The 13,816-nt window shown below is 57.9% G+C and carries 12 protein-coding genes and 1 other RNA gene; 4 read left to right on the forward strand and 9 right to left on the reverse strand.

The annotated features are described in order from the left end of the window. Positions 1-57 precede the first annotated feature (57 nt). Positions 58-1,044, forward strand: a complete 987-nt coding sequence (locus EM595_RS15035; RefSeq protein WP_067433837.1) for a glutathione S-transferase family protein — start codon at positions 58-60, stop codon at positions 1,042-1,044. Between the two features lie 27 nt (positions 1,045-1,071). Here EM595_RS15035 and EM595_RS15040 read toward each other — a convergent pair whose 3' ends face one another. Beyond that, the gene (locus tag EM595_RS15040; protein WP_067433845.1) at positions 1,072-1,971 is read right to left on the reverse strand and encodes a LysR family transcriptional regulator; all 900 of its coding nucleotides are present in this window, start codon (positions 1,969-1,971) and stop codon (positions 1,072-1,074) included. Positions 1,972-2,095: 124 nt separating this feature from the next. On the opposite strand from EM595_RS15040, the gene EM595_RS15045 reads away from it, so the two are divergent. Then, the gene (locus EM595_RS15045; RefSeq protein WP_067433848.1) at positions 2,096-2,800 is read left to right on the forward strand and encodes a pirin family protein; all 705 of its coding nucleotides are present in this window, start codon (positions 2,096-2,098) and stop codon (positions 2,798-2,800) included. Positions 2,801-2,835: 35 nt separating this feature from the next. Here the strand turns inward: EM595_RS15045 and dolP are convergent, their stop codons facing one another. The 4 genes from dolP to EM595_RS15065 are packed head-to-tail and all read right to left on the reverse strand — an operon-like array spanning position 2,836 to position 6,387. Beyond that, positions 2,836-3,408: a division/outer membrane stress-associated lipid-binding lipoprotein gene (dolP, locus tag EM595_RS15050; protein ID WP_067433851.1), complete on the reverse strand. Its 573-nt coding sequence runs from the start codon at positions 3,406-3,408 to the stop codon at positions 2,836-2,838. Positions 3,409-3,422: 14 nt separating this feature from the next. Then, positions 3,423-4,010 (reverse strand): DnaA initiator-associating protein DiaA, encoded by a 588-nt coding sequence (gene diaA / locus EM595_RS15055; RefSeq protein ID WP_067433854.1) that lies wholly within the window; start codon positions 4,008-4,010, stop codon positions 3,423-3,425. Between the two features lie 14 nt (positions 4,011-4,024). After that, the gene (locus EM595_RS15060; protein WP_067433857.1) at positions 4,025-4,420 is read right to left on the reverse strand and encodes a YraN family protein; all 396 of its coding nucleotides are present in this window, start codon (positions 4,418-4,420) and stop codon (positions 4,025-4,027) included. Continuing rightward, positions 4,378-6,387 carry a penicillin-binding protein activator gene (locus EM595_RS15065; protein ID WP_067433860.1) on the reverse strand — a complete coding sequence of 670 codons (2,010 nt, stop codon included), beginning with the start codon at positions 6,385-6,387 and terminating at the stop codon, positions 4,378-4,380. Before EM595_RS15065 ends, EM595_RS15060 begins: the two co-directional genes overlap by 43 nt. A 62-nt stretch (positions 6,388-6,449) precedes the next feature. On the opposite strand from EM595_RS15065, the gene rsmI reads away from it, so the two are divergent. Continuing rightward, entirely contained in the window at positions 6,450-7,325 is an 876-nt protein-coding gene (gene rsmI, locus EM595_RS15070) for a 16S rRNA (cytidine(1402)-2'-O)-methyltransferase (RefSeq protein WP_067433863.1), read from the forward strand. A 19-nt stretch (positions 7,326-7,344) separates the two neighbouring features. Continuing rightward, an RNA gene (gene rnpB / locus EM595_RS15075) (RNase P RNA component class A) lies at positions 7,345-7,719 on the forward strand. Positions 7,720-8,841: 1,122 nt separating this feature from the next. Here rnpB and EM595_RS15085 read toward each other — a convergent pair. The 4 genes from EM595_RS15085 to EM595_RS15100 are packed head-to-tail and all read right to left on the reverse strand — an operon-like array spanning position 8,842 to position 13,775. Next, the gene (locus EM595_RS15085) at positions 8,842-10,752 is read right to left on the reverse strand and encodes a BglG family transcription antiterminator (RefSeq protein WP_067433869.1); all 1,911 of its coding nucleotides are present in this window, start codon (positions 10,750-10,752) and stop codon (positions 8,842-8,844) included. Positions 10,753-10,787: 35 nt separating this feature from the next. After that, positions 10,788-11,537, reverse strand: coding sequence for a 2-dehydro-3-deoxy-phosphogluconate aldolase (gene dagF / locus EM595_RS15090; protein WP_067433872.1), 750 nt, complete (start codon positions 11,535-11,537; stop codon positions 10,788-10,790). After that, positions 11,534-12,655, reverse strand: coding sequence for a DgaE family pyridoxal phosphate-dependent ammonia lyase (locus EM595_RS15095; protein WP_067433875.1), 1,122 nt, complete (start codon positions 12,653-12,655; stop codon positions 11,534-11,536). Before EM595_RS15095 ends, dagF begins: the two co-directional genes overlap by 4 nt. After that, positions 12,639-13,775, reverse strand: a complete 1,137-nt coding sequence (locus EM595_RS15100) for an EF_0837/AHA_3915 family putative deacetylase (protein ID WP_067433878.1) — start codon at positions 13,773-13,775, stop codon at positions 12,639-12,641. The genes EM595_RS15095 and EM595_RS15100 overlap by 17 nt, the downstream gene beginning before the upstream one ends. Positions 13,776-13,816 lie beyond the last annotated feature (41 nt).

Here is a 13,816-nt window from a genome sequence, read left to right on the forward strand (position 1 = left end):
TATACTCTGCTACAGGGCGAGGATTTTTCCTCGCCCGTTTCTATTCTGGAGAGGACAATGGGACAATTAATAGACGGTGTCTGGCACGATAACTGGTATGACACCAAAACCACCGGTGGCCGTTTTCAACGTTCCGAGTCGGTATTCCGTAACTGGGTTACCGCTGACGGCAGTGCCGGTCCGCACGGCAAAGCGGGTTTTCGCGCTGAGCGCGATCGTTATCATCTCTACGTTTCCCTTGCGTGTCCCTGGGCGCATCGCACCCTGCTGCTGCGCACGTTAAAAGGGTTGGAAGAGATGATCCCGGTTTCCGTGGTGCACCCGCTGATGCTGGAAAATGGCTGGACCTTTGATGACAGCTTCCCGGCTGCAACCGGCGATCGCCTTTACCAGAACGAATTTCTCTACCAGCTCTATCTGCACGCCAAACCTGATTACACCGGCCGCGTTACCGTACCGGTGTTGTGGGATAAACAGCAAAACACCATCGTCAGTAATGAATCTGCCGACATTATCCGTATGTTTAACAGCGCCTTTGATGGCGTTGGTGCACGCGCGGGCGACTATTATCCGCCGGTGTTGCAGAGCAGCATTGATGAGATCAACGGCTGGGTTTATGACAGTGTGAACAACGGGGTGTACAAGGCGGGATTTGCCACTTCACAGCAAGCTTATGATGATGCGGTGACGCCGCTGTTTCAGGCGCTGGCGCGACTGGAGCAGATACTCGGTCAGCATCGCTATCTTACCGGCGACACGCTCACCGAGGCAGATTTACGCCTGTGGACTACGCTGATTCGCTTTGATGCGGTCTATGTGACCCACTTTAAATGCGATCGTCAGCGCATCAGTGATTATCTGAACCTCAGCGGTTTCCTGCGCGACATCTATCAGATGCCGGGCGTTGCGGAAACGGTGGATCTTGCGCATATCCGCCATCACTATTACCGCAGCCATAAGACCATCAATCCAGCTGGCGTGATCTCTGTCGGTCCCGAGCTGAACTGGGATGAACCCCACGGCCGCGACACGCGTTTTCGCTGATAAACGGGCGCCAGACGGCGCCTTTTTTTAGCTTTTTTTCGCCAGCAGGCGAGGTATTTCGCGCAGGCACCACGACTTCGCTTCGCCCATGCTGTCACGCCGCCAGGCCATGATGATATCGACTTCACGCGTATATTCCGGGCTGACCACGCGCAGGCGTCCTTCAGCGATATCCTGCTCCACCAGCGGATAAGGCATCGTCGCTACGCCAAGGCCCGCCAGCAACGCCTGGCGCTTCTCTTCAATGGAACTCACCGTCAGGCGCTGCTGTTTATCAAGCAGCGTGACGGTTAATACCGGGCGATCGCGGGCGGTATCGGCCACCGCAATCCCGCGATATTTAACGCGCGTCACCTCAGAAAGCGGCTCCGGCTCAAGATGAATCGGGTGATCCGGGCTGGCGACATAGACGCTGAGCATGCTGTAGAGCTTGCGGGTATTGATTTCGGTAGAGGCGCGAAAGTGCATATCGGGCGCGATAACGATATCGGCACGGCCCTGCTCCAGCCGTTCCCAGGCACCGGCCAGCACCTCGGTCATCAGCGAAATCTGCGTGTTGGCCTTAGCCGCCAGCTTCTCAACCAGCGGAAACAGCTGATAAGTCGGCACCAGCGCTTCCACCACGATGGTCAAATGCGTTTCCCAGCCGCGTGCCAGCGCTTCAGCATCGGTGGTCAGCTTATCCGCCGCTTCCAGCAACACGCGGCCACGCTCCAGCAGCATGCGGCCAACGTTGGTAAATTTCGTGCGATGGCCGGAGCGGTCGAAGAGCACCACGTCCAGCTCCTCTTCCAGTTTCTGCATGGTATAGCTGAGCGCCGAGGGCACGCGGCCCAGCTCATCCGCCGCCGCAGCAAAGCTGCCGCGCCGATCGATGGCATCCATTACCCGTAGTGCTTCCAGCGTTAACGCCCGATCTTTCGCCATGCGGTTTCTCTGTCAGGAAATTTGAATATGCTCGGCAGATTAACTGGCTAACAATCTGTCGTCCAGATATTTACCATAGGTGATAGCCTTACTGCCGGTCAGACAAGGCCTCTGGAGGAATACCATGATTACTACCCGCGCCGCAAAAGAGTGCGGTCAGGCTGATTACGGCTGGTTACAGGCTCGCTACAGCTTCTCATTTGGCCACTATTTTGATCCAAAATTACTCGGTTACGCGTCGTTGCGCGTATTGAACCAGGAAGTGCTGGCGCCCGGTGCGTCACTGCAACCGCGCGCCTATCCGCGCGTGGACGTGCTGAACATTATTTTGCAGGGCCAGGCGGAATATCGCGACAGCGAAGGCAATCACATCAGCGCACGCAGCGGTGAAGCGCTGCTGCTGTCGACCCAGCCCGGCGTCACCTGGAGCGAGCTTAACAGCAGCAAAGATACACCGCTGACACGGCTACAGCTCTGGCTCAACGCCTGCCCGGAGCGGGAAAATCCGCTGCTGCAGCGCGCCGCCCTGCCCACTGAGGCCACATGCAGCCTGCTGGCCTCGCCGGACGGTGAAAAGGCCAGCCTGCAGCTGCGCCAGCAAGTATGGATTTATCACGTTCAGCTTGAGCCAGGTGAGAGCCACAGCCTGCCGCTGCGCGGTGCGCGCGCCTATTTGCAGTCGATTCACGGCTCGCTGTTTGCCGGTGACGAAGAGGCGCAACAGGCCAAACTTGGCTGCGGCGACGGGGCGTTTGTTGATGGCGAGAGTTTGCTGCGATTAACGGCGAGAACGCCGCTGCGGGCGCTGGTGATTGATCTGCCCGCCTGAAGCGAAAACGGGCAGCAAATGCTGCCCGACAGGCATTATTGCAGAATGGTAAACGCGGTGGTGACGTGCTTAACGCCGCTTACCCGGCTGGCAACATCCGCAGCGGCTTTCGCCTCAGATGGCGTGACCAGGCCCAGCAGGAAAACCTCGCCGTTTTCGGTAGTGACCTTCACGTTAGACGATTTCACCTGATCGCTGCCCAGCAGCTGCGAACGAATTTTAGTGGTGATCCAGGTATCGGAAGATGAGGTACCAAACGTCACTTTCTCGCCGGTGCGCAGCTCGTTGTAGACTTCGGTTGCGCCATCCACGCCGGCAGCGATCTGTTTCGCCCGGCTGGCGATATCCGCTGACGGTGCCTGGCCGGTCAACAGCACTTTGCCCTGATAAGCGGTGGCGACAACGCGCGCCTGGGTCTTAATCTGTTCATCTTTAGCCAGCGCATTGGAGACACGTAGCTCCAGCGTGCTGTCATCAACCTGAGTACCGACGGTGCGCGGATCGGTAGCCGATTTGGTGGCCATCGCGGCGCTGCCCACGACCACGGCCGCACAGCCCTGTAACATCAGTGCGGCAAGTACCAGTGCTACTGCAGAGAATGCCTTCATTGTTGCTCCTTCGATTATTCCTGGTGTGGAAATAAGGTGTTATCGATCAGATCGCACAGGCAGTTAACCGTTAACATGTGCATTTCCTGAATCCGTGAGCTGCGGTGAGACGGAATGCGGATCTCCACATCGTGTGGCCCCAGCAAGCCCGCCAGTTCACCGCCGTCATAGCCGGTTAGCGCCACAATGGTCATATCACGCGTGACCGCAGCTTCAACGGCCTTAACGATGTCGCGGCTGTTGCCACGGGTTGAAATAGCCAGCAGAACATCGCCTGTCTGGCCAACTGCACGCACCTGTTTGGCATAAATTTCATCATGCAGGCGATCGTTGCCGATGGCGGTAATCAGGACATTATCCGCACTCAGGCAGAGCGCGGGCAGGCTTGGACGTTCGGTCTCGAAGCGATTGATCATCGCCGCGGCGAAGTGTTGAGCGTTAGCCGCCGATGTGCCGTTACCACAGCTCAGGATTTTGTTACCGTTAAGCAGTGACTGAACCAGCGTCATCGCCGCGCGCGAAATTGCATCGGGCAGCGCTTCCGCAGCAGCAATCTGAGTCTGAATACTTTCGGTAAAACACGCTTTAATTCTCTCCTGCACTGATCCACCTGATATTAACTTTCTGCATTAAACGCATCAGGCAGCCAGCTTAGCTGGCTGCCGGTGAACGCAACGACGTCGAAGCGGCAGTTTACCGTATCAAAGCTGGCGTTTTTCGTCGCCAGCCACAGTGCTGCCGCCCGCAGCAGCTTTTGCTGCTTGTGTCGGGTTACGCTGGCGGCCGCGCCGCCAAAACGATCGTTTCGTCGATACCGTACCTCAACAAATACCCAGCAGTCGCCATCCTGCATGATGAGATCCGTTTCGCCGCCGCGTATGCGTACGTTACAGGCCACAAAACGCAGCCCTTGCTGTTCCAGATAGCGACGCGCCTGCGCTTCATGCTCGGCGCCCGCCTGCTGCCGGTCTACTGCACCGGTACGATTTGTCCCTGACGATACTGGCTCCATGCTAACTTCCTGTTGATCACGCAGTCCGGACTGGCACTCAATGTACCGGTTTTACCTTCCAGCTGGAATCCCGGCGTCTGACGCATTTCATTGAAATGATTCGCCAGTGCCCAGGCATCGATGCCCATCGCGTAGAGGCGCACCAACGAATAATCGTTGTTAAAGGTGCGTGCCGCCTGCTGCATCAGCGCCGGATTACGGCCCGCGAGCAGCGGAATATCGCTGAACTGCAGCCCTTCCATCTCTAAACGCGAATCGGGACCGGTGCCCGCCTGGAAGCTGCGTGAGCTGGCATACAGCGCAATGTTATTACGGCTGCTGAGACGCATGGCGATCATCGGTTTGATCAGCTGCAACTCATCCTGGGTGGCCACAATGTAAACCGCATCGACGCTGCCACTGGCAGAGGTCGCTGTGGGCGCCTCGCTCTGCGGCGCCGGAATATTCAGCCCGGCAATGGAGATGCCCTGCGGCTGCTCCGGCTGCGGTGCGCTGATCGGCGTACCGGTCAGACTGATTCCCGCGCCGCTGTTTATGCCCTGCTTCAGCTCGCCCTTTGATCCAAACTGCTGCTGCAATACCGTGGCACCGCCCAGCTTCTGCCACTCCTGCGCAAAAGCTTTACTGACGCGGTCGCCGAGATTGCTGCGAGGCAGCAGCAGCAGCGGTGAACGCTTGCCCTGATCCCACATATGATGCGCAGCATCACGCGCTTCGTCTTCAGGAGAAAGCGCAAAGTAGCAGAGATTCGGATGGTTCTGGATTTGGCTCGGCTCGTTGAGCGCCAGGATATTCAGCGGCGACGGGCTGTTAGCCAGCGTTTCCACTTCGTTTTTCAGTAGCGGGCCCACAATCAGCGTCGCGCCATCCTGCTGCGCCTGGGTCATCAGCTGAGCCAGCGGCTGGGCGCTGGTGTCATAGACTTTGACCTCTGCCGTGCTGGCGGGAGCCGCGGCGGCTTGTGGCTGCGTGCCGTTTTCTGCCTGGCCATCAATGGCCGCCGGGCTAATCGCCTCGGCCGGTGCGGCGGTTTCGGTTGTGGCCGCCGCCTCACCATTGGCTGGCGCAGATGCGACCGGAGCCGCAGACGGAGCAGGCTGGGCCAGCGTGCCGTTTTTCGCGTCGTTGAAGCCTTGCTGAATCGCATTGGCAAACACTTTTGCCTGGCCATTCAGCGGCAGCATCAGCGCGATATGACTGGCAGAAGCGTGCTGATAATTTTGTATCTGGCTCAGGCTGGTCGGCAACATTTTGGTGGCCGGATGCTGCGGATACCGCGTTTGCCAGTCGGCTACCGCCGATTTCAGCATCTCTGCATCGCCACTGTTGGCGCGCCAGACGCTCAGCAGATCGATCCAGCCCTGCAGTGTATTTTCATCGGCATTAATCACCAGCCGGTTGACCTGATCCTGCGTCATGCCGGTCAGCGCCTGCCAGGTGGCATCAATGTTCTTTTGCTTATCTGCGCCGCTGAGCAGCGGCTCCTGCGCCACGTAGGCACGAAGCAGATCCAGCGACGGCGCGCCCTGATTGGCGGCGATCAGCAGGCCGTAATAGCGTGACTTCTGGTCAGCCGACAATGCGCCGGTATCAAGGCTGGCTAACAGCCGACGCGCACCGTTCATATCCTGCGAGCCAAGGCGCAGCTGCGCATTGAGCAATTGCAGTTCAAGCCGTTGCTTATCAGACAGTTGCTGAGGCAGCTGGGTGATTTGTTGGTTAGCCTGAGGATACTTGCCTTCATTAAGCAGTGCACGGATGGCGAGTAATTGCCAGTCAGCCTTGCTATTATCTGCGCTCTGTTGCACCTGCTGCAAATAGTAGTCGGATGTACCTGTGGCGGGCCCCTGGATATTGACAGAGGAAGTTTGCGGGCTCTGGCTGGAACACGCGGCTAAAATTAGCGCGGCCAGCAAAACAGGGACAAAGCGTCCTGCTTTACTACGAACGACTATTGAAGGAAGCATACTGTATCCAGTGATGTTTTTCTCAAGGTGCTCAATATTAAATCGGCAATTCGGATCAAACAATGAAACAACACGATCGGACAGAGATTTCTGCCAGCACGCTCTATATCGTGCCCACGCCAATCGGCAATCTGGGCGACATCACCCAACGGGCCCTGTTGGTGCTAGCAAGCGTCGATCTGATCGCAGCGGAAGATACACGTCATACCGGGCTGTTGCTACAACAATTCGCCATCAACGCCCGGCTGTTTGCCCTGCATGACCACAATGAGCAGCAAAAAGCAGAACAGCTGCTGATCAAGCTGCAGGAGGGGCAAAGTATAGCGCTGGTCTCCGATGCCGGTACGCCGCTGATTAATGACCCGGGTTATCATCTGGTTCGCCGCTGTCGTGAAGCGGGCATTCGCGTGGTGCCCCTGCCCGGCCCGTGTGCGGCAATCGCCGCCCTCAGCGCTGCCGGCCTGCCCTCCGATCGTTTCTGTTACGAAGGATTTCTTCCGGCCAAAACCAAAGGCCGTTGCGATGCGCTGCGCGCCGTTGCCGAGGAGCCGCGTACGCTGATTTTTTACGAATCGACCCATCGACTGCTCGACAGCCTGCAGGATATGGTCAGCGAGCTGGGCGGCGATCGCTACGTGGTGCTGGCTCGTGAGATCACTAAAACCTGGGAAAGCATCCACGGCGCGCCGGTGGCCGAGCTGCTCGCCTGGGTGCGTGAGGACGAAAACCGCCGCAAAGGCGAGATGGTGCTGATCGTTGAAGGCTTCCATCCACAGGAAGAGAGCCTGCCCGGCGAGGCGCTGCGCACGCTGAGCCTGCTGCAAAAAGAGCTGCCGTTAAAAAAGGCAGCGGCGCTGACGGCGGAGATTCACGGTGTGAAAAAGAATGCGTTGTATAAATATGCCCTCGAACAGCAAGAGGGTGACAAGCAGGACTAAATGTCCTATCATCCGCGCCGAAGCTGACCAGGCAGTCGCCGCTTTGTCGTCGTCCTTTTCGGAGGAGACAGGCAGAGGGGAGGAAAGTCCGGGCTCCACAGGGCAGGGTGCCAGGTAACGCCTGGGGGGCGCAAGCCCACGACCAGTGCAACAGAGAGCAAACCGCCGATGGCCCGCAAGGGATCAGGTAAGGGTGAAAGGGTGCGGTAAGAGCGCACCGCGCGGCTGGTAACAGTTCGTGGCACGGTAAACTCCACCCGGAGCAAGGCCAAATAGGGGTTCACATGGTACGGCCCGTACTGAACCCGGGTAGGCTGCTTGAGCCAGTGAGCGATTGCTGGCCTAGATGAATGACTGTCCACGACAGAACCCGGCTTAACGGTCAGCTTCAACTTTTTACAGAAACCCCGCCTCGGCGGGGTTTTTTGTTTAGCCCAGTAAGGGGTTTTAAGGTCCAGGACCCTTCTGTTCTGCCTTGCAGGCAGCTTTTAAGGTCAATGTCTTAGGGTCAATGTCTTAGGGTCAAAGGCCATTTCGTTCTGCCCTTCGGGCCGCCCGAGCAGGGCCGGCAGTCGCCCCGGCCCTGCACCCGCGCTATCCGGCAAACACAACCGCCCACTTCGTGGGTGCCCTCAGCAAAAGCCTTTTCCTGACGGACCAGGCGCGATTCGGAGTATTCGCCTCATCCTGAGGCTCACCCCTTCGGGGCAGCGCAAGCGCTGTTCAAAAACGCTCCCGGCGTTTTTGTCTGCTCAACGCACCCTCTCGCCGCATCCCTGCGGCTCGCCCTGGAAAATGCTTTTCCCTCGGCGTTTGTGATGCCTCCTCAAGGTCAAAACCAGGTCAAAACCAAAAAACTAAGACCAGGACTCAAAATAAAATCTACATCCAAGCGCAAACACAAGCCCAAGTTCAAGTTCAAGTTCAAGTCCAAGTTCAAGTTCAAGTTCAAATTCAAGTTCAAGTTCAAGTTCAAGTTCAAGTTCAAGTCCAAGTTCAAGTCCAAGTCCAAGTCCAAGTCCAAGTCCAAGTCCAAGTCCAAGTCCAAGCCCAAGCCCAAGTCCAAGTCCAAGTCCAAGTCCAAGCCCAAGTCCAAGTCCAAGTCCTTATTTTTGCTCTTAGATTTTTAGGTGTTGAGCATTATGTTTTGTGTTTTGTGTTTTGGGTTTTAGATCTTAAGTTTTGGGTTTTGACTTGGGGGTTGACCTTGAGGAGGCATCACAAACGCTGAGGAGATGAACATTTCAGGATGTCCCGCCATGGATGGCGGGACAAGGGAGCGTTGAGCTGGGAGCGAATCGCGACCGGTCCGTTAAGAAATGTGAACCGAAGAGGGTACCCGCCTGCGGCGGGCGGTTGTGTTTGCCGGATAGCCGGGGTGCAGGGGCGGGGCGACTGCCGCCCCTGCTCGGGCAGGCTTTAGCCTGTACGAAATGGCCGTTGACCTTAAGACATTGACCTTAAAAAGCCGCCTGCAAGGCAAAAGCCGCCGGCTTACAGGCACGCTCCTGCCCTCTCATCCCTGCCCCAGACACTCCATGGCAACCGCTTTAAAACTGGCAAAATCCTGGCTCTCGCGCAGTCTCGGCATTGCGCGTTCGCGCAGAAAGGTCACAAAAAGATCGTAAATGCCCATCGCTTCTTCGTAGTCATCCTTGCTAATAGCGAGCAGAAAAATGACCCAGGCCGTTTCGTCGCCCCAGGCGATGCCCTGCGGTGCCAGTACGGTATAAACCACCGTTTTCTTTGCCAGCAGGCCAAGGGAGTGCGGCAGCGCAATGCCCTCACCCAACAGCGTACTGACAATCGCCTCGCGTTCTACCACCGAGGGGAAAAAGTCAGCGCCGACAAAGCCTTCCCGCTCCAGTTGCGGGCACAGCAGGCTGAACAGCCCGTGCTGATCCATCGGCGCATCAAGCACGATAAAATGCCCGGCATCAAAAAACTTCTCAAACATATAAGGCCGCGTGCGATCCACCAGCACCAGCTTGCCAATCTGTTCGAGTTGATAATCGGTGGGAAATGGCGACATCACTACCACCGGCTTATTTTTGTCGCTGAGCCGCACGGTGGAGATCACAAAATCTTCGTCGATCGCCACGCGCTGCTCATAATCACGCAGTGACAACCGCTCGCGTACCACGATGTGTGGATATTTACGCAGCAGCATCGCCTCGATCATGCGCACCGTGGAAGTGCCGGTATCGCACACCAGCAGCACCTGCGGATGGCGCTGATAGCCGACGTCATAGTGCCGCTCAAGGCCGACGCCAATGTGCAGCACCAGAAAACCGATCTCATTTTCACTGATGCTGTAGGGCGAATATTTACCCCAGCTCGATACCGCCGCCAGGGTCACATCCCACGCCATTGGATAGTGCTGTTTAATGTTGCCGAGCAGCGGATTGGGAATATTAATTTGATAGCGAACCCGCGTAATCATGGTCTTCACGTGGGTCAGCAGATCGGCACGCAGCTGCGCATCGCGCTGTAAATCGTAGTTATAGTGGCGGTTGATATAACCGAGAATATATTCCACCAGCGTGTCGCTGTCGTCAGCGTTGATGGCGCTCGGCGCCCGCTCTTCGGTGCGGCGCGCGGCGATGTTAATGCGCAGAAATGCCTCTTCCGCCGGTGAAATAGGCTTACCGGCCATCGGCTCAAGCTGATTCACCAACTGGCGCGCGGCATCGCGCACGTCATCATCCACATCGTCAGCAACAAAATCGGACAGCGGATAGCCCTCGCCGATGCGTCGCACCGCCACCGCGCAGTAGAGCAGCAGATAGCGCTCGCCTTCATCGGTAACCCGCACCCGGCAACGATTAAAGCAGCGCTGCAACAACGGTTTGAGCGTAATCAGCATGCCGCTGTGCAGCGCTTCCAGCGTCAATAATGGGCTGTGCTCACTGTGCAGCGCGATGTCATACAGCAGGTCGGTCAGGCAGGTGCGAATCGCCATTTCACTGCCAAACAACTTCATCCCGTAATGCGGACGCGTTTCCACCGAGAGCTGATAGCGGCCCAGCCACTCACGCACCTCGGCCATGTCGCTTTGCAGTGTCGCCCGGCTGACAAACCACTCTTCAGCCAGATCCTCCAGCTTTAGCGAAAAGGCAGAAGTTAAAAAGCGCGTTAACAGATAATGCACCCGCTCCTGTGATGAACGCGGCACCCGCAGCTGCGCCGGCGCCGAACGCAGCAGGTTCTCATAGCGCGTAGCGTCATCAACGGTGAGCTGATAACCCGCACCGCGCGTCAGCACCAGCCGCGCGCCGTGATCCTGCAACAGCGCATTGAGCGCGCTGATGTCGGTGCGCACCGTGCGCGTCGAGACCGCAAAACGGCGGGCCAGCTCATCCTGCGGCAGCGTTTCATTCTGCAGCGCGCTGAACAGCTGCGCCAGGCGCTGGTTGGGAAATCTCATCATTACTCCCCTTCGCGTCGATGAAAGCAGTGAAATCAGGCGGTTTCGTCCAGCACGCGGCGCGTGATCGCCAGCAGCGTGCTGACATCCTGCGGCCGCGTATCGCCGGTTGCCGAATCGATAATCGAACTGTAGATATGCGGAATGATCTTCGCTACGCCCGCCTCCAGTGCAATCCGCAGGATCGTCGCATAGTTATCGGGATCGATACCGCCGGTTGGCTCAAGCCAGAAATCGTGCCCGGCACAGGCCTGCGCCACCGCGCGATACTCGTCGATGGCCTGCAATCCGCCCATCGGGAAATATTTTATCGAGCTACCGCCCATATCTTTTAGCATGGCGATGGCGGTGGCAATCGGCACGATGCCATCGGCGGCGAGCGAACTCAGCGGGCCGGTGGAGATTTTGACCCAGCCTACCTGGCCGGTTGGCGACACCAGCCCATTCACCAGCGTATGCGGTTGCCCGAGCAGCGCGCGGCTGGTGGCCACGCCGGTAAACACCTGATTGACATGCTGCGGCTGCAACTCGGCGGCGATAGCGCTGACCATCGCTGACTGGCGTGGGTCGCCCGCACCCAGCCCAACTGACAGCGCGTTATCGATACGCTGCGCATAATCACGCATATCGTCCACCGCTGCCGCTACGCTGGCGTAATTTTTTGACAGCACGCCAACCAACACGTGGCCTTCAGCCGCCTGCCAGATATCGCTGGCATTGGTTTTGGAACCGGCCAGCACGTTGAGGCAAACACGATCGCGATAAAAATTAGCCTGTAAGGTCATGCGGTTTCTACTCCAGTAAGCAGGCGTTGGATTGCCTCAAAAATTAGCTGCAGTTGGTCAGCAGAAACGCTGCGTACATCGGCTTCAATAATGCCTTCGTTGGCTTTGTAACCGCGAAAATAGATGGCGATGTCGCCGGTTTTCAACGCCTGAACCACGCTTCCGGCACCGATGCCGCAGGCCGCCTCATCAAACCGTATCTCGGCGCGGGCAATGTCGCGCCCTGCCGAGTCCCAGACCACGCGTGCGCTGACGCCGGGCAGGCCGTTAAGCTGGTTGATAAACGGCATCATTTTATCCACCATCTGTGCGCCGCTGCTCTGCTCGTGGATCAGATAATCTTCGATCGCCTGAGTCAGGCCAAGAATGCCCTCTTTGCCGACTTTCATCGCCCGACCGATGCCGTTTGCCTGCAGTTTTACCCATTCTATATAGCGCTGACGGCCAATCACCACGCCGCTGGAAGGGCCTTCAATGGCTTTCGCCCCGCTATAGATCACCAGATCGGCACCGGCCAGATAATAAGCCTGTAAATCTTCTTCCGCTGCGGCGTCGACGATCAGCGGCAAGCCATGTTCATGGGCAACCGTAGCCGCCTGCGCCACGCTCAAATGGCTTTTTTGCACGCAGTGATGCGATTTCACATACATCACCGCCGCGGTCTGTGGGGTAATCGCCGCGGCCAGCTGCGCGGCAGAACATTCGTTGCTGTAGCCCGCTTCCACGACTCTGCCGCCGCCTAACGCCACCATCGATCCTACCGGCGCGCCGTAATTCACGTTATGGCCTTTTGGCAGCACAATGTCGTGCGGCACGATCAGTGGCGAAGCATGCAGATTCTCAAGCAGCCATGCGTCATCTTTTACAATCACCGCCGCCACCGCCTGTGCGATGCCCGCCGACGCGCAGGAGACCACCACCGCGCTCTCGACCTGCAGCAGGTTAGCGATGTGCTCGCCGGTTTTGTTGACCAGATCTTTCATTTCAAAATAGTGGCTCAGGCCATTTTCTACAGCCGCAGCCACACTGGCGGTAGGTGTGGAAACACCCAGAATCGTCATTCTGCCTGAGGCGTTGATTACCTGTTTCAGGCCATACTTTTCATAGATCGAAGCCATGATGCGTTTTCCCTTCTGCTGTTGGCATCCAGTGGCCCGCCACGACGGCGACCAGTGGCACCAGATGTTGTTCACCGTGCTGCTGCACGCCATCTGAATCGATAAAGTCCTGCTGCGCATTTTGCCGGGCAAAGATGGTCAGATCGGCATCGTAGCCCGGCGTCAGTTCGCCTTTGTGCTGCAGACGAAGCGCAGCGGCAGCCTGCACGGTGACGCAGGCGATCACCTGCGGCAGCGTCATGCCGATGGCGAGAAATTTCGACATCACATGCGCCAGGCTGCGTACCGGGCCGTTTAGCCGGTTACGGCAGTAAATATCGGAGCTGATGGTGTCGGGCAGAATGCCCTGCGCGATGGCGGCTTGTGCCACCTCAAAGCTAAAACTGGCGCTACCGTGACCGACATCCAGCATCACGCCGCGCTGCATGGCGGCGGCAACCGACGCCCGCAGTTCACCGGCAGGCGTCAGCACCCGATTGGGTTTGCCATTAAAGCAGTGCGTAATGATGTCGCCCTGGCTGAGCAGCGGCGCAATCTCATCCAAATCGGGCGGATTATTGCCAATGTGCACCATCAACGGCAGCCCGCCGATCGCGCGCTGGATCGCCTTCGCGCGCTGTAGCGGCTGAACGCCGTTGGTGCCGACCACGCTGCTGCTCATGCGCGCCTTGAGGCCCAGAATAAAATCAGGCAGACGCTGCACCGCCGCCTGCACCGCTTCGCCATCGATCTGCGCCATATCCGCCAGTTCGTTCTGGGTCACAATGCCACTGCGCGCAATGTTGATCAGCGCGTGCACCTGGGTTTTGGCACTGTGCGTCAGCTGATAAAAATCGTCGATGTCATCGGCACCGGTGCTGCCAGCATCGATCACCGTGGTCACGCCGCAGGTAACGCCGACCTGGTCGGCCTCATCGTGATAAATCGGCGATGCGGGATAGCAGTGAACGTGGCTGTCGATCCAGCCAGCGCTCAGATAATAACGTCCTGCCAGATCGTGTTCCTGCATCGCGGGTTCAGCGATGTGCGCCGCAATCGCGGCGATTTTGCCGTTGTGCAGCGCCACATCCACCTGCTGCTCATCCACCAGTCGCGCGCGACGAATAATAAGATCGTACATTGCATGCTCCTTGCCGACGGCACGTCCGCACTGGACGCGCC

This window comes from Duffyella gerundensis (assembly GCF_001517405.1).
Taxonomy (GTDB): Bacteria; Pseudomonadota; Gammaproteobacteria; order Enterobacterales; family Enterobacteriaceae; genus Duffyella; species Duffyella gerundensis.